This window comes from Limnospira sp. PMC 1279.21, assembly GCF_032349615.1.
In the GTDB taxonomy this organism is placed as follows: domain Bacteria; phylum Cyanobacteriota; class Cyanobacteriia; order Cyanobacteriales; family Microcoleaceae; genus Limnospira; species Limnospira fusiformis.
Genome location: NZ_JARPLU010000037.1, coordinates 12,279 through 34,803 on the forward strand (window position 1 = coordinate 12,279; position 22,525 = coordinate 34,803).

The following is a 22,525-nucleotide window of genomic DNA, read 5'->3' on the forward strand; positions in this document are numbered from 1 at the left end:
TCTCTCAGGGGTGATTGGTTGGCATGGTGGGAAAAAGTGAGTCCTGGAAAAGTGGCTGAAACTAACAAAGGCAGAAGTGGCGTTAGAACTACCTATCCCCATCGACATCACGAAGGAAAATCGCTACATGGAATTTTCAATCGCTACACTGTTAGCCAACTTTACAGAGGATAAATCTGTAGCCCCCAAGGCTCTCGAAAAAAAACTGACCTCTGATGAAGAGAGTCTGCGAAAATTTCAGATCGCCATTGATGCTTTAGAGCGGATTGGCCTTTTGGAAAAAGATAAGGGCCGCTATCGTCGCATAGAACAGGAGAGTATTGTAGAAGCCAAATTGCGATGTTCCAGCAAAGGCTTCTGCTTTGCGATTCAAGACGCGGAAAGTGCCGAGGATGTCTACATCCGGGAAAGTCACTTGAGTACCGCCTGGAATGGCGATCGCGTCCTGGTGAGAATTATTAAAGAAGGCTCCCGTCGTCGTTCCCCCGAAGGAGAAGTTTATCTAATCCTAGAGCGAGCTAACCCCTCCGTACTCGCTCGCGTCAAAGAAACCAAAAAAGGATATCGCGCCGTCCCCCTAGATGACCGATTGCTATTTGAAATGAATCTGGTCAACCCCCCAGAGGAACTCGTTGATGCTGTCGATCACCTGGTTCATGTCGAAGTAGTGCGCTATCCTCTGGGTATTCATCGCCCTGTGGGTAGGGTGGTACAAGTTCTGGGTTCTGATGCTGAGGAAGCAGAAGACCTGGATATTGTTTGTTGTAAACATGATTTACCCCGGTCCTTTCCCAAAAGTGTACTACAGGAAACCGAAATCCTCCTAGCAGCTAGTGCTACTCTCAAAAATAGCGACTTGGAAAATCGACTTGATCTGCGCGACGAGCCGACTCTTTCCTTTAGCCCCGATTTGGGAAATCCTGAATTTTCAGTCTTCAAGCCAGAAGACGAACCCTGTCAATATACAATTGATCACGCCCTCAGCTTGAAAGAAACCGAATCGGGGAACTGGAAATTAGCGGTTCATATCGCAGATAGCTCCCATTATATTCAACCAGACACCTCCTTAGATCGCGAAGCCAGGCGGCGGGGTATCGGCATTTACTTAGCCGATAAATATATTCCTATTGTTCCCGCTCCCCTCAGTTGCGATCGCATTTCTCTGATACCAGGAGAAGATCGCCTGGCTTTGTCCATCATGATTGAACTAGGTCCTACCGGAAAAATCCTAGAATATGAAATTCAGCCCAGTATCGTCCGCGTTGACCGACAAATAACTTATCAGGAAGCCCAAAGTATTCTTGATGGCGAATCTTCCGAAGATAATCGGATTATAGAAGACCTCCTAGAAGTCAGTCGCGCCATTCGACAAATGCGGGAGTTGCGGGGTGGTTTTGAACTCAATCTTCCTGATACCCATTGTCATTTTAATGACGAAGGGGAACTCGGACCCATGATTTCTGGCACTAAATTAGTCTCTCAGGCTATGGTATCTGAGTTGATGATTTTAGCTAATCAGGTAGTTGCTTGCCACCTGCAATCCCTTGGGGTTCCTGCTATCTATCGCGTTCAAGCCGCCCCAGACCCCGCTGATGTCGCTGAATTGGTCAAGTTGTCTGTTCATCTGGGACCGGAACTTGATCTTGATGATGAAGCCGAAATTCAACCCCAAGATTTTCAAGCATTCACCCAAGCCATTAAAAATACTCGAGCCGAGAGGGTATTAACTTATCTGCTTGAAGATAGTCTCAAACCTACTGTTTATAGTACCGTTCCTAAACTGCATTTTGGCTTGGCATTACCCGCCTATACTCACTGTACCTCACCCATTTCTCGCTATTGTGACCTGCAAATTTGTCGGGTTCTCAAAGCGGTATTTGAAGAGGGACGCGATCGCCGTTCCACTCGTTCCAAAGAACCAGTTAACCTCCATCATTCCTCATCAGAGGGCAAAATTTCCTGGAATGTCTTACCTCCAGAGTTACAACATGATCTCGAAACCCAGTTTGCTCAACTCGTCGTTCATCTCAGCGAAAGGGAAAGCGTCGCCGCTGATGCTGAGGAAGACCTAGAGGGACTCAAAAAAACTGGGTTTATGAAAGAACGCACCGGTCAAACTTTTGTCGGTTTAATTACTGGCGTTCAGTCCTATGGCTTTTTTGTCGAGATTGAACTAGAGTCTCCTGGTGGTTCAACTCTCAGGGTAGAAGGGTTAGTTCATGTCTCTTCTCTTAAAGATGACTGGTACGAATACCGTTCTCGTCAACAAACCTTAGTCGGTCGCAAAAACCGCAATCAGTACCGTCTTGGCGATAATGTGGAAGTTCAGGTTAAGAGTGTAGACTACTACCGTCAACAAATTGATTTGGTTGCTGTTGGTGGCGGTAGTGAAGCTATTGATGACCATGATGATAGCTTTTAGCTATCTCCTAGCTTCCCCATTTCCCTAGGGGGAGTACAACCCCAAAATTCCGATAATAACCCGATAATTATCGGCCCTACGCACCACCAGACTCTCCCCAGTGGGAAAAACCCGGTTTTTATTGAGCTTTCTGGTTTCTCACCAAGATTTGGCTAAAAAACCGGGTTTTTTGAGTATTTTCCTAGGGGGAGTACAACCCCAAAATTCCGATAATAACCCGATAATTATCGGTGCTACGCACCACCAGACTCTCCCCAGTGGGAAAAACCCGGTTTTTATCGGGCTTTCTGGTTTCTCACCAAGATTTGGCTAAAAAACCCGGTTTTTTGACTGATGATCTCGAACCCCCCTACATTATCGCCCTATCCCTCTCTCCCCAGCCATCTCCAGAGAGGGAGGGAGTAATATTTGAGAGGGAGTAATAGTGAGAGAGGGAAGAATTATCCATTATCCATTATGGGCTGGCGGCTATCAGTTATAGTCGTGTTATAATAAGCGGTAATCGTCTATAGTCTATGGTCGTCTTCAATATTAATAGACTACTCCTAGGCTAATCACTAAAGAAGGAGCAGGGTGTTGATATTTGGGGTATGAAGTGGGCATTTTTTATGAAATTATCTCTGCAAAAAAAGGTCTTGTTGGGCTTTGTAATTTCTTCTATTTTACTACTGATGGTTACTTACAGTGGCTATCAAACTTCTAAGAAATTGGCTAACCTGAAGGAATGGGAAATACATACTAAGGAAGTATTAAGATTTTTGGAGGAAATTGCCACAGATTTATCAGATGCAGAAACCGGTCAAAGGGGTTTTTTGCTGACACTAGAACCAGAATATTTAGAGCCTTATAATCAAGCAGTTCAAGAGATTGATCAAGATTTATCCTTTCTCATATCTTTGACCAAAGATAATCAGATTCAGCAACAAAATCTTGATATTTTATCCACATTAATTAGCGAAAAATTAGAGGAACTTGAACTCACAATTAAAATGGCTAAATCTGGAGATATTCAAGGAGCAATTGAATTAGTTAAAACCAATCAAGGCAAAAATTTAATGAATGAGATTAGACAGGTTTTAGACACCATGAAATATGAGGAAGAAAGATTGTTGGCGATTCGGTCAGACGCGACGGATGAATTAATTCAAAATACTTTCTTGGTGTTTGGTTTAGGGATAGTTTTTGATTTGGGATTACTATCAGCTCTTTATTTAGTAATATATCGAGAAATTTCTCATAAACAAATCGCTCAACAACAGTTGATTGCTTTAAACCAAGCTGCTTTTAGGTTTGTGCCACAAGAGTTAATTAAAATTTTAAATAAAGATAGTATAATCGATGTTGATTTGGGGGACTATACCGAACAAGAAATGTCTATAATGTTTTCAGATATTCGTGATTTTACATCCATAAGTGAACGTATTTCTCCCCAAGATAACTTTAATTTAATTAATGCGTATTTATCGCGTATGGCACCATTAATTAATGAACATTATGGATTTATTGATAAATATATTGGTGATGCTATTATGGCGCTTTTTAGTCGGAGTCCAGATGATGCTGTACAAGCTGCTATTTCTATGTTAGAAAGTTTAAATGAATATAATAAACAGCGAAATGAGTATGGTTATATTCCCCTAAAAATTGGCATAGGAATTAATACGGGAAGATTGATATTAGGAACAGTAGGATACCATGAACATATAGAAGGTACTGTGATTAGTGATGCTGTTAATTTGGCTTCCCGAATTGAGCAACTAACTAAAGTTTATCGGGTTCCTTTATTAATATCAGAGTCTACATTTTTGCAGCTCAAACATCCCCAGAACTATGCGATTCGTTTGGTTGATCAAGTTCAGGTTAAAGGTAGGTCAGAAATTGTCAAAGTTTACGAGGTTTTTAATCATGATTTAGTCCCGGAATTATCAGCAAAACTATCTAATTTATCAGTATTTTCGGAAGGGGTTACACTCTATCATCAGCAACATTTCCAGGAGGCTTTTGAGGCTTTTAAGGACTGTTATCATCAAAACTCTAATGATTCGGTTGTGGAAGTGTATTTGCGGCGTTTAAAAGGTGATTGTTTACGGTGAAATTATTTTCATCATCAGATTACCCCCTTTTTGGAAATGGTAGGGGACTGATTGAATTTCTACGGAATATTTTAAAGCTGTTAATTGCTCAATTAATCTTGGGAAAAATTCGGGAGTCTCTCCCCCAATACTAACTAGGGGAAATAGAAGAACAATACTGGCTACCCGGCATAATTCCAGGATAGCATCTCGGTGGAACTTTTCGGAAAGACGATCGCTATAGGAAAATAGAAAATGAGCCGATAAAGCTCGGTCAAACTGACGGTCAGCAAAAGGCAAATGCGGCAGTTCTGCGTCGATATAACGCCCGGTTTGTCGTCCTTGGTCAAAATCAGCCAAAAACTCATTCATCGCCTCTTTACGGACCTGTGCGAGGTGTTCTGGGGATTTTATTTGATGCCAGATGTAGTCTTCCCGGTTAGCTTCTACCTGTTGGATTACTATAGGCAAAACGAATTGAATACGATCGCTAATTTGGGCAGTGGAAAACCGATAAAGAGGGTCACAGGAAACCACAGAATAACCTCGGCGGGTCATCACTGCATTAAAACTCGCCGGACCCCCAGCACAGTCCAAATAAGAGCAGTGCAAATCATCCTCACTGAGAGCAAACATTTGCAAATACTCATCAAAACTGCGTCCCCAAGGAATCACTTGATTAACGGTAAATCCCATAATTTTGCCCAGTTCCCAAAACTGCTAAATCATGGCAACCCATAGAGAATCGCCATATATGCTACGGGTCAAAAATGCGATCGCCTCTCCCGGTTAGGTGATGGTGTTGTACTGATAGGGGGTAGCCGTCGCGGTTGAGAAAATGCCACAAAAAAACAGGGGTGAGGCTGAAAATTGCCGATCGCCCCTGTCAGCAAGTCTATGCCACGTTTTCGTTACTTTCGTTAGCCACCCGTTCCTTAAAGGCTTTCCCAGCCGAGAAAGCTGGAACAGTAGTAGCAGGAATGGTCATGGGTTGTCCCGTGCTAGGGTTACGACCCTCACGAGCCTTGCGGTGGCGAGCCTCAAAAGAACCAAAGCCCACTAGAGTGACTTTTTCCCCCTCAGCCACAGCATCCATAATGCACTCACAGATAGCCGAAATAATGGCATCCGCTTGTTTTTTGGTAACGCCAGCCTTGATAGATGTTTCCTGAACCAACTGCTCTTTATTCATCGAAATACCTCCAGAATCATTTTCAGTGGGTGATTTTGCCCTGATGATCGCGCTTTGCAGTTCAGACTTATCAGAAATTGACAAGTATAAACCTTAAAATTCGCGCTAAGTTTCACGCCTTCGGCACCCTGGGAATCCTTTTTGAGGGGGGCCTGAGCCCGAAAATACTACAGAATAGGATTTACAGGCTCAGGATACAGCATACAACAGCAGTCAGGGCATTTTGACAATCACCCAAGGCGAGATTACTCAATCCCCTCAATGCGGTCTTCAACCTCCTGGTATAACTCCCGCAGGCGATCGAGATTTTCTTCGCTAGTTTCCCAATACCCGCGACCATTCACCTCCAGCAGAGTTGTGACCATTTTACGGAAAGAATGGGGGTTAAGATTCATGAGACGTTGCTGCATAGCCTCGTCCTTGATAAAGGTTTCGTTAGTTTCCTCATAAACCCAATTATCCACAGCCCCAGCAGTAGCACTCCATCCCATGGTATTAACCAGACGCTTAGACAACTCTCGCACCCCCTCATAACCATGAGAAAGCATCCCCTCGTACCATTTAGGGTTGAGCATCTTCGTCCGTGCGTCTAGGCGCACAGTTTCCGAGAGAGTCCGAACTTGAGCGTTAGCCGTCGTGGTATCCGCGATATAGGAAGCCGGTTTTTTCCCGTCTTTCCGCAAGCTGGCGATAGTTTTGGTCGGGTCAGAGTCGAAATAGTGGGAAACGTCAGTTAAGCTAATTTCCGAAGAATCCAAGTTTTGGAATGTAGCATCAGCAGTTTTCAGGGAAGCCTCAAAAATCTGACGGTTATCATCCATCATCCCCGGATTATCGGAATTGAAGGCAAAAGACTTGCGGTTTAGATACATTTCCTGCAATTCTGCCTCACTTTCCCAGGTGCTATTTTCCACAGCTAAGTTAACGTTAGCTGCATAAGAACCAGAAGCATTGGAGAAAACACGGGTAGCAGCCTGTCGGATGTTGATACCTAGCTCTGCCGCTTGTTGTAGGGCGTGTTTGCGAACAAAGTTCATTTCCAGGGGTTCATCCGCTTCCGCTGCCATTTTAACGGCTTTGTCGAGCAGATTCATTTGGTTGATGAACAGGTCGCGGAACACTCCCGAACAGTTAATCACCACATCAATGCGAGGGCGGCCCAATTCTTCCAGGGGGATTAACTCCAACTTGTTGACCCGACCCAAAGCATCAGGAACCGGTTTGGCTCCAACCATCCACATAACCTGGGCCAAGGATTCCCCGTAGGTTTTGATATTATCAGTTCCCCACAGGACAACCGCGATAGTTTCTGGGTATTGACCCCCATTTTCCATTTTTTGCCGTTCTAGGAGTCGGTCTACCACGATTTGAGCCGATTTAACTGCCGCGACAGTCGGGATAGACTGAGGGTCCAGGGCGTGCATATTCTTCCCAGTGGGGAGAACGTCGGGGTTGCGAATGGGGTCGCCGCCAGGTCCGGGAAGGATATATTCTCCTTCCAAAGCACGGAGCAAGGCTCCCAATTCGTTATCGGCGCAAACCTGTTTCAAGCAAAATTCCAGATACTCAAACAGGGGTTTCATGGGTTCGGGGTCAATCTGGGTATAGCCCAAGTCGTGTAATGCTTGCAACCAGGGTTCTTTTTTCCCCATGTTAAAGAAGTTGAGTTGCGAGATTTTGGAGACACGGCCTTCTGCGTCCGTTTGTTCTTGAACTAAAGCAGCGATCGCCGCACGGGTAGCATTTGTGATGTGCTGCAATTGGTCAACGTCCGCGAGAATGCCTTGGTCACTGTTGCGGTAGAGTTCCTCAATATCCCGATTAATGCTATTAGCGATAATCCGAGGCAGACTGAGTATCCCTTCTTCTTCCCGGTCTAAGCTGGCAATATTAACCAAAGTAGCGATCGCCTCTTCCGCACTCGGAGGCTTACCAATAACGTGCAACCCACAGGGAAGCAGGCGAGACTCAATTTCCATGAGTTTCTGATAAACCCGTCCCACCACATGATCGCGTTCTTCCTGGGTAAGTTCTGCTGGGTCTTGTTCCGGCAGGGCGATATCCTGATCCAAGTTCACCATACGGGATTTTTCGATAATGGTGCTAACAATTTGCACCCCGCGACCACTATCTTTCAGAGTTTGGTAAGACCCAATCAATTCGTTAAGTTCTTGGAGACCCTTATAGAGTCCCGCATTTTCCGCCGCCGGAGTCAGATAAGAGATAGTTTCCGCATAGCTACGGCGTTTAGCAATAGTCGCCTCACTGGGGTTATTAGCCGCGTAATAGTACAGATTAGGAATAGTCCCAATCAGGTTATCCGGGTAGCATTCCCCAGACATTCCCATCTGTTTTCCCGGCATAAATTCTAGGGAACCATGGGTCCCAAAGTGCAGCACAGCATCTGCGCCCCAAACCTGTTCTAGGTAGGTATAGTAAGCCGCGAAGCCGTGGTGAGGACTCGCCGACCGGGAGAACAGCAAACGCATGGGGTCGCCTTCATAGCCGAAGGTCGGTTGTACCCCGATAAACAGATTTCCGAAGGATTTTCCGTAAACTAACAGATTTTCCCCATCCGTGTTCAGGTGTCCCGGAGGTGGTCCCCAGTTTTCGTGGAGACGTTCCGAGTAGGGGGTGAGTCGTTCATACTGTTCTACCGACATTTTATAGGCGATATTCAGTTCTGGGCTTTGATATTGAGCAGTAGCATCATGGATAACCTGCTGCATTAAAGCGCCCGGAGACTCTGGGATTTCCGGGATATCATAACCGTTATTTTTTAACGCTTTCATCACCTCATAGATGGAACCGAATACGTCCAAATAGGCGGCGGTTCCGACATTCCCTTTATCCGGCGGGAAACTGAAAATAGTAATCGCGACTTTTTTATCAAGTTTTGGTTTTTTCCGCAGGTTAGCCCATTTTAGCGCCCGCTGACAGATAGCTTCGATGCGGTCTTGGAGGGCGATCGCCTTTCCCGTCGCTCCGTCGCGTCCTGACACAATAATCGGCTCAATAGCCCCATCCAATTCCGGGATAGCAATTTGTAGCGCCACTTGAATAGGATGCAATCCCAATTCACTTTCTTCCCATTCTTCCGTAGTTTGGAATACCAGGGGCAAGGCTACCATATAGGGACGGTTGAGCCGTTTTAGGGAGTCGATCGCTTTCGGGTGGTCTTGGCGAGCCGGACCTCCCACCAATGCGAACCCCGTCAGGGAAACCACGATATCAACCAGAGGTTGAGCCGGAATGCCTTTGGGTGGCGTATCCCAGAAGTAGGTATCTACAGGTTTGGAAAAATCCAGACCTCCCGCAAATACTGCCACCACTCGCGCCCCCATAGCTTCCAGTTCCTGCACCATAGCCACATAATGGGCATCGTCTCCCGTGACTAGGTGGGTGCGTTGCAGCACCAAGCCCACACAGGGCGCTAGGGGGTCCTTGGTGTCCTCTGGGATATCTTCGCGCCCGTTATACCAACTCAGATAATCATTGACATCCTCGAACATTTTGGGAGCCAGGGGATGCCAAATTCCCATATCGGGATACGTCACCGGTTCCGCAAAGTGCAGTTTTTCTTGGCCCTTAAAAACATATTTCTCTGCCAACATGAGCAGGAAGTTTTCCAGGTTTTCTGGAGAACCACCCAGCCAATATTGGAAACTCAGCATAAAGTTCCGCGCGTCCTGAGCCTTATCAATAGGCATATATTTCAGGACTTTGGGGAGGGTTTGCAGAAGTTTCAGCATTCCGTCCTGGAAGGAGGAGCCAGATTTTTCCTTCCGTTTTTTCATGAACTGGGCGATCGCGCTTTTGCTTTGTCCCAGTTGTGCCATAGAGAAGCTGCCCATTTTATTAAGGCGCATTACCTGTGGCATGGAAGGAAACACCACCGCCACATCTAAGCGATCGCGGTATGGGGCTACGGCTTCCACCACTTTATCAGCCAAATCTTCGATAAAGATTAATGAGGCGATGAAAACATTAGCCTCGGCTAGGTCTTTTTTAAGGTTTTCGTAGTTTTCCGGGTCTCGCAGTTCCTCGATCAGATAACCACTGATCTCGATCGCCAAGTTCGGATTTTTTTCATTTATGGCCCGCACTGCTGCTGACAAAGCGCTCTGGTACTGGGCCTCTAGCACAATATAGACGACTTTTAGAAGCGATCGTCCGTTGAGGGAATCCGGTTTAATGTGTCTAACGGTAGGCTTGACGTAGGTAAACATATTTAGTGTTCGTTCCTCGGTGTTCTGCTCTAAAGCTGTCTGGATAGGTAGACTATTGTGGATCAGCGATCGATCCGGTCAACATTTGGCAACGTCCTACATGGGATGCCGTCCCGCTAGGAGACAACCCTGATGACTTCACCATTGAGTATTATTACCATAAAATGAGCCAAAGTGGTTAGTGGAAGCCACTTTTTGACACAATTCGACAAAATTTTGGCCAATATTTGCAACAAAAATTTATAAATTGCCCAGTTAACAGTCTTGATTATATACACAAGTGTTAAATTTTATGATCTAGGATAAAGTTTTCTATATAAAGTTTGACACCTCTTATGACTGTACCAAGAACTATTTGTCTCGGCTTCTTAGCAGTAATTGCGATCGGCACATTCTTCTTATGGATGGATGATACCATTTATCACAGTAGTTTTGGCAATCCTATTACCGCACTATTTCTCGCCACTTCTGCCGTCTGTGTCACGGGTTTATCAGTTGTTGATGTTAGCGAATTTTATTCATTTTGGGGGCATTTTTGTTTAGTTAGCTTAGTGGAAATTGGAGCCTTGGGGTACATGACCGCCAACACCATACTTCTGCTATTAATTGGCAGAAAATTTGGGCTCCGAGATAAATTAGCACTCCAAAAATCTTTGGATACCGCCGGAATCGCTGGAGTCATGCCACTGCTCAGATCTATTATAGCGACTATGGCCTTATTTCAAATTGCCGGAGTTATCTTATTAATGATTGTTTTTCTTCCGGATTATGGCTTAAAAAATAGTCTGTGGCTGGCTATATTTCATAGTGTAAATGGCTTTAATAATGCCGGATTTAGCTTATTGGAAGAGAGCTTAGTTGATTATGTATCCTCTCCCATCGTCAATATAACAATGAGTATTTTAATTATTTTTGGTGGTTTAGGATATCAAGTAATCATGGAACTTTTTTTGTGGATTAAAACTACATTAAATAAAGAACCAATGCGTCGGGATTTTTCTCTACACTTTAAAGTTGTAACCAGTACCACTATAATTCTGCTATTTTCCGGGTTTTTCCTCTTTTTTATCACCGAATTTAATAATCCTCAAACCTTGCAGAGTTTAACCATATTCGGCAAAATGCAAGCCGCCTGGTTTCAATCTGTCACCAGCAGAACCGCTGGATTTAACACCATATCTATAGGAGATATGACATATTCAGGAATTTTGATTACTATGATCCTAATGTTTATTGGTGCTAGTCCAGGAAGTACAGGAGGCGGCTTAAAAACCACTACATCAAGAATATTGGTAAACTGCACCAAGGCAGCCCTACAAGGTCGAGATGAAGTCTTATGTTATCAGCGCAAAATTCCCTCCCCTTTGATTTTAAAAGCCGTCGGAGTTTTGGTCGGTTCCATTACTGTGGTTTGTGTAGCCACATTATTAATTGTGATTATGCAACCAGAATTAGGATTTGGTAGCATCTTTTTTGAAATTGTCTCAGCCTTTGGAACCGTAGGTCTGTCTACTGGCATCACTGGAGATTTTTCGATGCTCAGTAGATTAATTATTATTGCCACCATGTATATTGGTCGGGTGGGAGTATTATTGCTAATGTCTGCGGTTTTGGGTGATCCTCAACCTTCATCAATTGATTATCCAGAAGAAAACCTATTGGTGGGTTAACTATTGATTATCTACCAGGTAAACTCTAGCAATGGTAAAATCAACAGATTATTATCTATTTCATAGGATTGTTAGGACATCATGAATCTTTCATCTCTTAACTTTTTTCGGAATTTACGCGCCGAAAAACAACAATTTGCAGTCATTGGCTTGGGTCGCTTTGGACAGGCTGTTTGTTCGACTCTCAATGCTTCAGGCTATGAAGTTCTCGCCGTTGATAATGACGAAAAAAGGGTCAATGCGGCTTTAACCGATCGCATTGCTACCCATGCTTTACAATTAGACTCAACCGAAATGTCAGCTTTACGAGAGGCGGGAATATTTGAACTAGACACCGTAATTGTCGCCGTGGGGAGTTTCCTCGCCGAAAGTATTACCACCACCCTTAACCTCAAAGAAGCCGGGGTAGCGAATGTCGTGGCTAAGGCTTCCTCAGAAACCCATGTAAAATTGTTAAAAAAAGTGGGTGCGGATCTAGTTGTGTTCCCCGAAAGACAAATGGGACAGGAGTTGGCGCGACTCCTGACTAAGCCTAGACTCGTGGATCAGTTTGAACTAGACCCTGATCATAGTATCGTGGAGATGGTGGTTCCTGATGATTTTGATACTAAAACTATCGCTCAATTAGAACTCCGTAGCAAATACGGTTTGAACCTATTGGCTATACGCACGGAAAATCAAACACTAGAAATCAATCCCCTACCTAACAAACGTTTAAAGAAGGGGACTATTATGGTGGTTTTGGGGTCAAACCAGGATATTAACCGACTTCCGATTTAGGGTAACTATTCCCTACCAGGATTAGACTGAGGAATGATTTTCCCTAAACTCAGATCATCTAAATCAATTCCCTGAGATCCTCGTTGCTCTAATTGATCTAATACACGGGTGAACTGAAACCATACCGAACCCGCCATCATTACGGTGACGGGAACGGATAAGGCGTAAGCTACACGGCTAGAAATGGCAAATATCTGCAAACAGGAAGCGAGGAAAACACAGATCCCTACCGCGCAAGCTAAATAGGGAGCGAGCATCCTAAATCCCCGTAATTGGGCGATCGCACGACTAGATTTATTAATTTTCCAGTCGTTGACCAGTTGCTTGAGGGTCGCCACAAAGGGAACACAGCAGATAATACCAACCCATAAGCCAGCAGCTAACAGAAAATATGGCGGCTCGTACATCATGATCATCCTATCAAAATTGCTGAATATAGCAATCCTAATTGATTTGTTACCCAATAGGCGATCAAGATACCAACCAGATCAGCCACACCAACCAACATCCCAGAACTGATCATAATTGAGAAATTTACAGTCTGGGATGGTTGACCAAATATGCAAAAACCGAAGCCTCAACCGGAGACTTAGGCTTGAGCAGATAGCATCTGTTTTAGCTTTTCTAATTCATTCGCCCAGCGGGGATCTGGCTGAATGGAATCGGGAGTGCTGCTAGAGTTGGCGTTAGCAGAACCTTGTTGATTCCGATTAGATTTTTTCTTCTTACCACCACCACTTTTTGTAGGTGCAGAACTTGGGCTAGAAGTGGGAGACTGGTTAGCAGCAACAACACCAGGCGTAGCCGTAGCTGTAGCCTCTCCACCATCAGAACTACGACCCTCTTCAGACTCTGGCTTGTTTTTCTTACGAGGTTGCGCCCTTTCAATTTTTAGCGCATTTTCCCCGAACATAAAGCCGTTGTACTTCTCAACGATTTGATCGGCTAAATCATCGCTTTGGACGGTGACAAACCCGAAACCGCGACATTTTCCAGTCTTGCGGTCGGTTATCACTTTCGCTGAAATCGTATCGCCTTCCTCTGCAAATACAGCTTGCAATTCTTTGCGATCGAGTTCTTTGGGTAAGTTTCCAACATACAATCTAACGGACATTAGTGATACCTCCAGTAGGAAAAATTTGATATTTGAGTTGAAAAATCTTGTTGAGTTCAGATCACGTTAATAAATCATAATTAAACTCAGCCTTGACTTGACAAAAAAGACCACTTGGTGTTACTTCCAGCCTGAACTCACTGAGTATGATCATTGGCTTCAATATATAAATGAGTTTCCTGGCTGGCTGAGATGAGCAGCCTCAAATATCCAAAAGATTGAGATTGATTTGAACGGTCGAGTGAAATTTGAGTCATGCTTCAAAAATATCTGCTATAGCTGTTCCTATCACTTTTGTCAATATGTTTTAAGTTTAAGGTTTCTATAGCTGCGATCGCAGTAACTAATGTCAAAGTAATTCAACTTCAAACCTGTTAAATGCTTCTTTAAGTTTAGTATGTTTTGGCGAAACAAAATCACAAATTTTATGGAACGACTAACTTGTTTGGCAATCTTTGCAGTCAGATCACTGCCACCACTGATGATCTACATAGACTTTTGCCATTGCTAAGACCACAGCAGCAACAGACCATCTTTCAAGATATCACAGATATCGCCTATATTCACGATGTTAACAAATGTAACATTGTTTGGGACAAAATGCAAACTTGATACATTAGAAATTCTAATGGTAGGTGTATTTAAAGTCTACCGCTAGAAATGATACTCGCTCCCCCAAAAGCCAGTGATCCGGCTAGAATGACTGACCACAAGGGATGTCCGCCATAGATACGGCTACGATCTGCCACATTTTCCAGTTTTTCTATATCAATCCAGGGAGTAGCCCCCCGTCGCCACCATCCAGTTATTTTAACCGAATTACCAATCAAATCAGAGGGATGGATGGATTTTTGCCAGAAGTTGGCCAGGGGTGTCCACTGGGGGATATAGTGGAGGGGAACTATACCGCTGGCGGTTTTTAAGATCAGTTCTTGACCCATGATATTACTAATTCCCGACCGTCCGATTAGCTGACCTTCTATGCAAATGGGTTTACTGTCAATGGGGATACTGTCGGGATTACAATATAGATCGCGGAGATTAGGATTGTGAATGATGGCCGCGGGTTTGATGTCGGGGAAAAATTGATTATTTCTCCAAAATATACCTAAACTGACACCAATGGGAACACAACCCCACAGAATCGCCCGATCCCCATATAACCATTCTAGTTGCCAAATCCCTAGCTTGCCGAAAATTGCCCCTAATAGCCAGATTAGCAACCCGATCGCTAATCCGATCGCTAATCCTAAATAAGGGGCGACTTGCATTAAAAGTTGAGCGCGATCGCCTCGGGAATCAGACAGGGACTTAACTTCAAGGTTTAACTGAGTTTCTATTTGCCAAAATTTGCCATAACTGTTGAGAATCAGTAGGCGATCGCCTAATAGGGGATGAGAATTGCTAATCTGTAACCAGTAGCGATGGGGATTTCTCAGATCCCATGTTAATAGAGATTCAATGTCCCAGCCTTGGTTCAACCCGATCAGTTGACTTGGCGGGGAACTAACCAATATACTACCCAGAGTCATCCCCTGGGTAGGAGCGATCGGGGTTAATAAGTCCAACCCTTCTAATAAAAAGGTAGTATTGTCTAACTGGGGTGTGGTCTGTGAGATACCAATAGCCATTTTTAGCAGCGCCCTGGTCAAACCATTGGGATTTCCGGTTAAATTACAACAGATGCGATCGCTATAATAAACCCGCCGCCTCGAAATCCACAAAGCCGGAAACCGGAGAATCTGATAAACTCCATAAGCCAATACCGAAACCGGGAAAGCTATCACCCGCAGAATGTAGGTCGCTGGTTTTAATATAGATAGGGCTACATCAGGAATTAATGGGGGTTCAGACCTAACTCGCTCAAAACACCATTGCGCGCCGATAGCTGAGTATTGATAAATCAAGTAGGGAATTTGCACTAATAGGGTAATAAACGACATCACCAGAAAATCCCAATTTCCCACACTCGCGATTTCTCGCGCGTAAATGGTAGCTATTTCGTCAGGGGTTAGGGTATCGAGTAAACCCTGGCTAACCACAATTCGCACAAATCTTGGCCAGCATCCTAATGTCATGGCGATCGGGGTAGCGGTTGGTAACACTCGCAGCGCCGGAAATTTCCAATTTCGCGCTTTACAGTAGTTTTGTAGGATGCGATTGGCTTCTGGAGATAATGCTAATAATTTCGTCCGGGGGAGGGTTTCTTGACCGTAACATAATTTCAGCAATCCATCCCATAGCCAGGGGGAGACTATAAATAATAACCCTAAAACCCAGTACAGCCATTGGTTAGGATTGCGGTATAGCCATTGAATGGGTCGCACCACGGGTAGGGATATCAGGATATTATTGGCGTTTCTGAACAGAAATTCCACAATGCGAGGACTTATCCACAGCAGGATAAATACGGTTAGGAATTGTTCGATCCTTAATCGGGTGACTTTCAGTTTCCCTATTTTTCGCCACTTGGTCGCCCTTTCCGCTTCTTTCCATTGATGGGAATGTGAAACTGTCTCAGTTTCCGTCGGGGTGGTCCAGGTTTGCGCTTCCTCTGGGGGACTCTCTGGGAGAGAATTGCTGATTACTTGGGGCTGTTGTTTCTGCGGTTGGTCTGATTTGATCTCAATTGGCGGTTTGTTTAATGGGGGGATGGGTTTTGGTTTTGGTTTGGCTTTAGGGGTGGTTGATTGAACTTTGGGCGGTTGTAAGTTGGGGTCGAAGGGAACAAATCCTGTCGCTACGGTAGGGGGGACTGAGGGGTTAGGCTGGCGACTTTGGAGTTGCTGGAGTTGATTACTAGCCCAAGTTCTGATTTTTTCTGGGGTCTCTAGTGTGAGTGTTTGACATAGAGAAATGGCGCGATCGCTTTGTCCGCTGCGATCGTATGCTTTCACCAAGCCAATTTGGGCTTTGAATCCGACTTTCGTATGGGGTTGAGAGTCGGCGATGGGTTCTAAAAGTGCGATCGCCTGTTGGTATTGTTTCTGTTTAATCGCTGCTAACCCCAACTCTAGGGAATTTAAGTCGGGGTTTAGTTCTTCCTTACTGCGATCGGTAGATGACATCAGCCTATCCTCAATCAGCCTCCCCTTTAGAGTATCCCAATTTACAACATCTGTGGTGGATCAATTCCCTGCTGCTTCAATAACTCTATCAATCGTTCATAGCGTTGACGTTCCTCCTGTAACTCAATTTCCGTCTGTTGCGCTTTCATGCGTTCCTGTTCATAGCGTTGACGTTCCTGTTGTAACTCAAGTTCAGCCTGTTCAGCCCTTTCACGTTCCTGCTGTCGTAACTTATCTAATTCCACTGGTGTTAAAAATTTCTCCCCATCTGGTCGATAAATTTCTAGCCCAGTTTCTGTTAACTCAAACCTAATTTGTAACCGAGGACTAACCCAACCTTTCATGTTTTCAATCGATTCTAGCCAATTTTCTGACCGCAAAAAACCAGTTATCTCTTGTGACTGCGGGTCATATAGATAATATTCGTCTACGCCATAGCGTTGATAAAATAGTAGTTTTTCCGCCATTTTTTTCGATGTATTTCCCGGCGAAAGAATTTCAAATACTACCTGCGGCGCGATATTATCCTCTTCCCATTGTCGATATGAGCCTCTATCCCCCTTGGGACGACCACAAGCTACCATGACATCTGGCGCAGTACGGATTTTATTATTTCCTTCCACTGGATACCACAGTAAATCACCCGCCACAAAGATATTTTCATCCCCGGAAAACAATATTTCCAGGTTTTCTTTGATAATCACAATCCAGCGAAATTGTTGCGTGTTATCAGACATGGGTTGACCGTCACTTTCAGGATAAATAACTGTCGGTTGGGTTTCGGGTATAACTTGTTGTACCATAATCGATTATTCCCATATATTCGCGACTTCCTAAGATTGTAGCATTTTTCGAGATATTAATCAATCTTCCCAAACTGGATGACCGGGGTAGTCAATTATCAGTAAAAAACGTAACATCAATATTGGGATGGTCGGAAAAGAGTCTAGGGATTCTAGTGTTAGATATAGGTGATACTCTGGGATGGGCGATACTACTGCTTAGTCGTTGGGCGATCGCTCATTGATGATACACCCGAAATTATACTCAGGCTGATGAGATCTTGTATTAATGTGGCACTCCCATATTAAAATACTGTCAGCCTAGGGGTTGTTTATCGGATATAAACGGAGATCAACCACCCGGACAAATTTCGGAAAATATCCTTAAATAACCTCAGTTAACCACATTAAACTGATCAAATAAATGATGTCTTGGCAACGTCCCGACGGTAGACAGCCCCACCAACTGCGCCCTGTACAGTTTGAGCTAGATTATACTCAATTTGCGGCTGCCTCAGTCCTAGCAAAATCCGGCAATACCCAAGTGCTTTGTACGGTAACAATTCAACCGGGAGTACCCCGATTTTTGCAGGATACCGGAAAAGGTTGGTTAACCGCAGAATATCGGATGCTTCCGGGGGCGACTCCCCAACGTCAACCCCGGGAATTGATGAAACTCTCAGGTAGAACCCAGGAAATTCAACGCCTGATTGGTCGTAGCTTACGCGCGGCGGTAGATTTACAGGCTATGGGGGAAATAACTGTTACGGTAGATGCTGATGTGTTACAGGCGGACGCAGGAACCCGCACCACCTCGATTACTGGGGGGTTTGTCGCCCTGGCTCATGCTTTTAATAAAATGGTAAAACAGGGACAGTTAAAGCGATCGCCTATTATTCATCAGATCGCCGCCATTTCTGTCGGAATGATGCACGGGGAACCCTTACTTGATCTCAATTACCAGGAAGACGTAGCAGCCGATATCGACTTTAATGTGGTCATGCGCGATGACCTGGGAATTATTGAACTTCAGGGAACAGCAGAAGCAGAAAGTTTGAACCGAAATCAGTTAAACCAAATCTTAGACTATGCCGAAAAAGGCATTACAGAACTCTGTCAATTACAAAGGCAGGTTTTAGGGCTAACTGATTAATTAAATGATTAATCATCAAAGCTGATTTAGGGGCGGGTTATCCTGTGAATTAATTATCCCCACAGCCCCATTAATCAACCCGTCCCGACTGACCTGATGAATCTAAATAAATATTCCCAAACCATTGTGAACCCTGGCGGCTGTATCAGGGGTGCGATTAAGTAAATGCCCACCCAGCACCAAACTGGTAGAACTGCCACCATCCAAATTTATAGCATCGATCGCCCCTAATTGCTGCATCAATTTTGCCATTTCTGTTAAACTAGGTCCCGCCCCATTCACCCGGTTATGAACAGTCACCATAAGCACTTCTCCCGTCGCTGTCACACCCACAGCGCTGCGGATAGCCAACTGTTGACCAAACCAATAATTAAACCCTTCCGCCTCTGCATTAACCACAATATTGCGATTTTGCACCAACAGAGGTCCGCCACCCATAATATGAGGAAAATCTATAAACTCAGAGGGAGTAGTTGTCGCCGTAATTGTTAACCGAGAACCGACCCCAAAAGCACTAACAGCACTCCGAAAAGAACGGAAAACCAGCAGATAACCATTAGTGGGGATAGCTGTGGGAGTTTGATCATCAGGTAGTTCAATTTGTCGAGTTACTTGGTCTCCCGAAACTACCACCACAATTTCATTAAGAGTTAGAGGGAAATAACTGGCTCCCCATTCGGAAGTATAACGAGCAATTCCCGCCTTCACATATCCAGTATTTAGCAGGTCTACCTCAAAGCGTTGTCCCGTAGAAATTACCAGAGTTTCTACTAACTTTAATCGCCCCATTCTCACTCTTCCATTATTATCCCAAGCCATAGCACCCCGATTAAGTATTGGCCCAGAAAACCACTTATTATCCTTACGAATAACCCCCAAAGGTAATAAGTTATTACGGTTAAAATATCCGCCATTAATCCCCCCCAAACTTGACCAAGTTTTGGTAATAGCTAAGAAAGAGTTAGTCCCCCGCATCTGATTGGTTTCGGTCCATATCGGGGCGATTGACAACCCCGACCGAGGAGTTATCGTTAACCAGACTGCCGGAAATTTATCCCCTTCTAAAGTTAAATATTGCTGTCGCGATCGCAGTCCTGGATAAACCAAAATACTCTGTTCCACTAAAGCATCTCGCCGCAGTTCAATTACCAATCTATCGCGATTATGAAGGGTTTGGGTGCGGACTCTATACCCATCAGGTAAAGTTCCCTTAATCACGGTTTGAGTGGCTGAAATGCGAACGACAATGGGTGATGGTTTCTCAGAACTGCCGCTAGTTTCCCCCTCATTTTGTTGTTCTTGATTACCAGATTTAGGGGGTGTGGTTGCCGTTTCCGGAAACCGATTGGCTAGAGATTCAGCAGCGATCGCATCTAACACCACTTCCCATTCTCGACTTTGTTCGTAAAGTTCCCAAGGGGTAGCTTGACTTAGTTGTATCTCAATCCGGCAAATACCATCGTTTTCATTAACCGTAATATTGTCAACTTTGCTAGGTACAGAGAATATGCGTAAAGTTTGGTTATCAATAACCATTTCCCAATTCCCTACCGGGGCGATATCGTCCAAATTCAGATAGCGAAATTCCCGGTCTAGTTGAGTTTTCAGCCGGTAAGATTTGCCAATAGTTGAAAACCACTTAACAGGCTGAACGTTAACATCATCAGTATTCAGTAACTCCATACCTAAAACCAATATCGCCCCTTTGTTGCTAACTCCCGTATAAGTGCAAATTCCCGAACTCCACTGACCCCAAGCCGCGCGCCAAGTCCGACCATTTACTGATAGGTGAGTCCCCCGCCGAATTACTCCGGGGTTAGCAAGTTCCACAATATACGGGGAAGCTACTATAGGGCTTTGGTTCAGAAATACTCGCGCCTGGTAAATGCAAGCCGCCACTTCTCCCCTCGTGGCGGGACGGTTAGGCTTCAAAATATCAATGGTAGGCGCGTTTACTACTAAGCGGTTTCGGGTGGCTGTGGCGATCGCCTGTTGGGCGTAGTTGGGAATATTACCCCCATCCTTATATATAGCAGTTAAAGACACAGATGCTCCCGCCTGCATCTGTAAGCCAGACACTAAAGCCAGTAAAACGTGCAACCGGGAAATGTTCTCCCCAGGAAGAAACCGACCATCAGGAAAACCACTGATAAATCTGGATCTAAACGTATTGCGGATCGCTTCAGCCGCCCAAAAATCGGCCGGAACATCTGCAAAGGGTGTATACTCCCGTTGGGGTACTAGGGAAAAGGCCGCTTGGACAATGGAGGCAAATTCAGCCCTGGTCATCGTTTGGTCGGGGCGGAAGGTTCTATCTTTAAACCCACTCACAACCCCTTGGCGTTGCAGACCTTGGATAAACGGATAAGCCCAGTGTTGGCTGATATCGGTAAATGAGGCGACTGTGTTGTTCATAAAATATTGCGATCGCAAAGGTGAAACCTTAACCCCATATTTTAATTCCTTCACCACTCCCACTCCCAAAAAAAAACGCCCACACTCATAAAGTGTGATGGGCGCTTGAATCAGGGTGCATCTACTATGATATGTAGTATAACCCCTGATGGGTGAAACCCTACACTAGCTTAACAAAACTTTACAATTGCCAATTTCTCCTATACCATCAATTATTGATTTTTTATTCAACGCCGCGTCGCCGCCTTTTTGCCCTAACCCCTTGACAAATTTCTGGCGATCGCCTATCATTGTCTCGTTTATTCACCATGGCTATACGCTTGATTTTTTATTCAACGCCGCGTCGCCGCCTTTTTGCCCCAACCCCCTTGACAAATTTCTGGCGATCGCCTATCATGATATCGTTTATTCACCATGGCTATACGCTTGATTTTTTATTCAACACAGTCCCATCAAGAAACCAAACTTCTCCGATTAACCCTGGGGTAACGCTGGCTTTATCAATGGTAGTTGGTCGGGTAGAAAATTATGAATTTTTACTTGTGAAAATTATCTGCTGTCCCTTCCTGCCAAGGTGTGCAGCCGTAGACTTGTCGTTTAAATTTCATCGGTTATAATGGTAGTAGAGGTAAATAAAATCTATAATCAACAGAGGTAAAGACCATGTTACAAACTCTTCATAAAACCCCAGTTAAAATCCCTCAACAGTCCCGGACTTTCAACGAGATTAGACCAGAACGCAGTCACACTAAAGCTCTCACCGAAAAAGGCAAACTCGTTGGCCATTGGCGCACTGATGACCAAGGAAAACTCTATTGTCAGTGGTTTCGGGAATGAGTGTTTCTGATTAGAGGGGGATTAACAAGTAATTTCAGGAGATTTCCGGAAATATTCTTCCAGTTATGGTAGTAATTAGGGGTCGAGAGAGATGTCACCATCTCCCCCTCCCATTCAAAACCGTACTTGAGACTTTCACCTCATACGGCTCTAGTGGTGCTTCCACATCCAGATAATTGGCATAGACACGAAAAACTTCCTGATGTGACGCACGCGCAGACTGGTTATGGTCGAAAGAGAAGTCACCTTCCCCAACTCCAATTCCAAATCGTGCTTGCGAGTTTCCCAGCACACGGCTCCTGATGTAGATACCCTATTTTTCAGTAGGAACAGGGCTACGACCCCCCGCTTTGTAACCTCAACTTTAGGAGCTATATACAACCTCGTAGTCTTTAAACTCGCACTCGTCATCAAACTCTTAATTGTCGCGGTCTCTATATCCACACCGTGGCTAGTGGGCATATCCTAACCATTACAGTTAGGCATTAGCTTTCAGCCACATCCTTTCCCCTTAAAGGTATACGCTTACACTTTTCACTACTCCACAGGTACATCCTGCCGAGAGCCTAAAAGGGGTTTAAACGTTCCGTTTATACGGGCATTCCATCTTTAGACTTGTCCTGTCCACCGGGGTAATTTCAAAGGTCTGTGTAGGTAGTAAAGAGAAACCCCTACTTTTCCCCTTGCTCTTTTGAGCGCAGCGTGTCAACCTGTTTCGCTACCTCTTTATGACGGTGGTTCAAGTCGGAACATTCAGATTTCCTTAGTCATGGATGGTTGGCAGTGGTCGC

The 22,525-nt window shown here is 44.7% G+C and carries 16 protein-coding genes; 8 read left to right on the plus strand and 8 right to left on the minus strand.

Going from position 1 to position 22,525, the window contains the following annotated elements; translation table 11 throughout:
• Positions 1-127: 127 nt before the first annotated feature.
• From P5683_RS08020 to P5683_RS08030, 3 genes are all read left to right on the plus strand, one after another.
• Positions 128-2,422 carry a ribonuclease R gene (locus P5683_RS08020; RefSeq protein WP_315639613.1) on the plus strand — a complete coding sequence of 765 codons (2,295 nt, stop codon included), beginning with the start codon at positions 128-130 and terminating at the stop codon, positions 2,420-2,422.
• 230 nt (positions 2,423-2,652) lie between these two features.
• Complete coding sequence (locus P5683_RS08025) at positions 2,653-2,844, plus strand: hypothetical protein (protein WP_315639612.1); 192 nt, start codon at positions 2,653-2,655, stop codon at positions 2,842-2,844.
• A gap of 186 nt (positions 2,845-3,030) precedes the next feature.
• Positions 3,031-4,515, plus strand: coding sequence for a CHASE3 domain-containing protein (locus tag P5683_RS08030; RefSeq protein WP_315644863.1), 1,485 nt, complete (start codon positions 3,031-3,033; stop codon positions 4,513-4,515).
• On the opposite strand, the gene P5683_RS08035 is transcribed toward P5683_RS08030, so the two are convergent.
• The 3 genes from P5683_RS08035 to P5683_RS08045 all read right to left on the minus strand — a co-directional run bounded on the left by P5683_RS08035 (position 4,507) and on the right by P5683_RS08045 (position 9,915).
• On the minus strand, positions 4,507-5,190 hold the full coding sequence (locus tag P5683_RS08035; RefSeq protein ID WP_315639610.1) for a class I SAM-dependent methyltransferase: 684 nt from the start codon (positions 5,188-5,190) through the stop codon (positions 4,507-4,509). The two genes, P5683_RS08030 and P5683_RS08035, sit on opposite strands and share 9 nt — an antisense overlap.
• A 199-nt stretch (positions 5,191-5,389) precedes the next feature.
• Positions 5,390-5,686, minus strand: coding sequence for an HU family DNA-binding protein (locus P5683_RS08040; RefSeq protein ID WP_006620921.1), 297 nt, complete (start codon positions 5,684-5,686; stop codon positions 5,390-5,392).
• A 245-nt stretch (positions 5,687-5,931) separates the two neighbouring features.
• On the minus strand, positions 5,932-9,915 hold the full coding sequence (locus P5683_RS08045) for a magnesium chelatase subunit H (RefSeq protein WP_315644862.1): 3,984 nt from the start codon (positions 9,913-9,915) through the stop codon (positions 5,932-5,934).
• A 335-nt stretch (positions 9,916-10,250) separates the two neighbouring features.
• Here P5683_RS08045 and P5683_RS08050 point away from each other — a divergent pair, with 335 nt between their 5' ends.
• A complete protein-coding gene (locus P5683_RS08050; RefSeq protein WP_006668112.1) occupies positions 10,251-11,585 on the plus strand; it encodes a TrkH family potassium uptake protein in 1,335 nt (444 codons plus the stop codon).
• A gap of 81 nt (positions 11,586-11,666) precedes the next feature.
• Positions 11,667-12,365 (plus strand): TrkA family potassium uptake protein, encoded by a 699-nt coding sequence (locus P5683_RS08055; RefSeq protein ID WP_006668113.1) that lies wholly within the window; start codon positions 11,667-11,669, stop codon positions 12,363-12,365.
• A 5-nt stretch (positions 12,366-12,370) separates the two neighbouring features.
• On the opposite strand, the gene P5683_RS08060 is transcribed toward P5683_RS08055, so the two are convergent.
• The 4 genes from P5683_RS08060 to P5683_RS08075 form a co-directional block, all read right to left on the minus strand.
• Entirely contained in the window at positions 12,371-12,772 is a 402-nt protein-coding gene (locus P5683_RS08060) for a hypothetical protein (protein ID WP_008049203.1), read from the minus strand.
• 182 nt (positions 12,773-12,954) lie between these two features.
• Complete coding sequence (locus tag P5683_RS08065) at positions 12,955-13,479, minus strand: RNA-binding protein (protein ID WP_006620927.1); 525 nt, start codon at positions 13,477-13,479, stop codon at positions 12,955-12,957.
• Positions 13,480-14,120: 641 nt separating this feature from the next.
• Positions 14,121-16,547 (minus strand): zinc metalloprotease HtpX, encoded by a 2,427-nt coding sequence (locus P5683_RS08070; protein WP_006620930.1) that lies wholly within the window; start codon positions 16,545-16,547, stop codon positions 14,121-14,123.
• Between the two features lie 41 nt (positions 16,548-16,588).
• Complete coding sequence (locus tag P5683_RS08075; protein ID WP_006620931.1) at positions 16,589-17,350, minus strand: Uma2 family endonuclease; 762 nt, start codon at positions 17,348-17,350, stop codon at positions 16,589-16,591.
• A gap of 406 nt (positions 17,351-17,756) precedes the next feature.
• Between P5683_RS08075 and rph the strand changes: the two genes are divergently transcribed.
• Positions 17,757-18,482: a ribonuclease PH gene (gene rph / locus P5683_RS08080; protein WP_008054590.1), complete on the plus strand. Its 726-nt coding sequence runs from the start codon at positions 17,757-17,759 to the stop codon at positions 18,480-18,482.
• A gap of 102 nt (positions 18,483-18,584) precedes the next feature.
• On the opposite strand, the gene P5683_RS08085 is transcribed toward rph, so the two are convergent.
• Positions 18,585-20,951, minus strand: coding sequence for a phosphodiester glycosidase family protein (locus P5683_RS08085; protein ID WP_231296417.1), 2,367 nt, complete (start codon positions 20,949-20,951; stop codon positions 18,585-18,587).
• A gap of 133 nt (positions 20,952-21,084) precedes the next feature.
• Between P5683_RS08085 and P5683_RS08090 the strand changes: the two genes are divergently transcribed.
• Together P5683_RS08090 and P5683_RS08095 are read left to right on the plus strand one after the other, a co-directional pair.
• Entirely contained in the window at positions 21,085-21,327 is a 243-nt protein-coding gene (locus tag P5683_RS08090) for a hypothetical protein (protein ID WP_150105288.1), read from the plus strand.
• 233 nt (positions 21,328-21,560) lie between these two features.
• Positions 21,561-21,734: a hypothetical protein gene (locus tag P5683_RS08095; protein WP_006620936.1), complete on the plus strand. Its 174-nt coding sequence runs from the start codon at positions 21,561-21,563 to the stop codon at positions 21,732-21,734.
• The last annotated feature ends 791 nt before the right edge of the window (positions 21,735-22,525 follow it).

Coding starts and splice junctions, on each gene's coding strand:
- P5683_RS08020 (WP_315639613.1), top strand. CDS start 128: ATGGAATTTTCAATCGCTACACTGTTAGCCAACTTTACAGAGGATAAA.
- P5683_RS08030 (WP_315644863.1), top strand. CDS start 3,031: ATGAAATTATCTCTGCAAAAAAAGGTCTTGTTGGGCTTTGTAATTTCT.
- P5683_RS08035 (WP_315639610.1), bottom strand. CDS start 5,190: ATGGGATTTACCGTTAATCAAGTGATTCCTTGGGGACGCAGTTTTGAT.
- P5683_RS08040 (WP_006620921.1), bottom strand. CDS start 5,686: ATGAATAAAGAGCAGTTGGTTCAGGAAACATCTATCAAGGCTGGCGTT.
- P5683_RS08045 (WP_315644862.1), bottom strand. CDS start 9,915: ATGTTTACCTACGTCAAGCCTACCGTTAGACACATTAAACCGGATTCC.
- P5683_RS08050 (WP_006668112.1), top strand. CDS start 10,251: ATGACTGTACCAAGAACTATTTGTCTCGGCTTCTTAGCAGTAATTGCG.
- P5683_RS08055 (WP_006668113.1), top strand. CDS start 11,667: ATGAATCTTTCATCTCTTAACTTTTTTCGGAATTTACGCGCCGAAAAA.
- P5683_RS08060 (WP_008049203.1), bottom strand. CDS start 12,772: ATGTACGAGCCGCCATATTTTCTGTTAGCTGCTGGCTTATGGGTTGGT.
- P5683_RS08065 (WP_006620927.1), bottom strand. CDS start 13,479: ATGTCCGTTAGATTGTATGTTGGAAACTTACCCAAAGAACTCGATCGC.
- P5683_RS08070 (WP_006620930.1), bottom strand. CDS start 16,547: ATGTCATCTACCGATCGCAGTAAGGAAGAACTAAACCCCGACTTAAAT.
- P5683_RS08075 (WP_006620931.1), bottom strand. CDS start 17,350: ATGGTACAACAAGTTATACCCGAAACCCAACCGACAGTTATTTATCCT.
- rph (WP_008054590.1), top strand. CDS start 17,757: ATGTCTTGGCAACGTCCCGACGGTAGACAGCCCCACCAACTGCGCCCT.
- P5683_RS08095 (WP_006620936.1), top strand. CDS start 21,561: ATGTTACAAACTCTTCATAAAACCCCAGTTAAAATCCCTCAACAGTCC.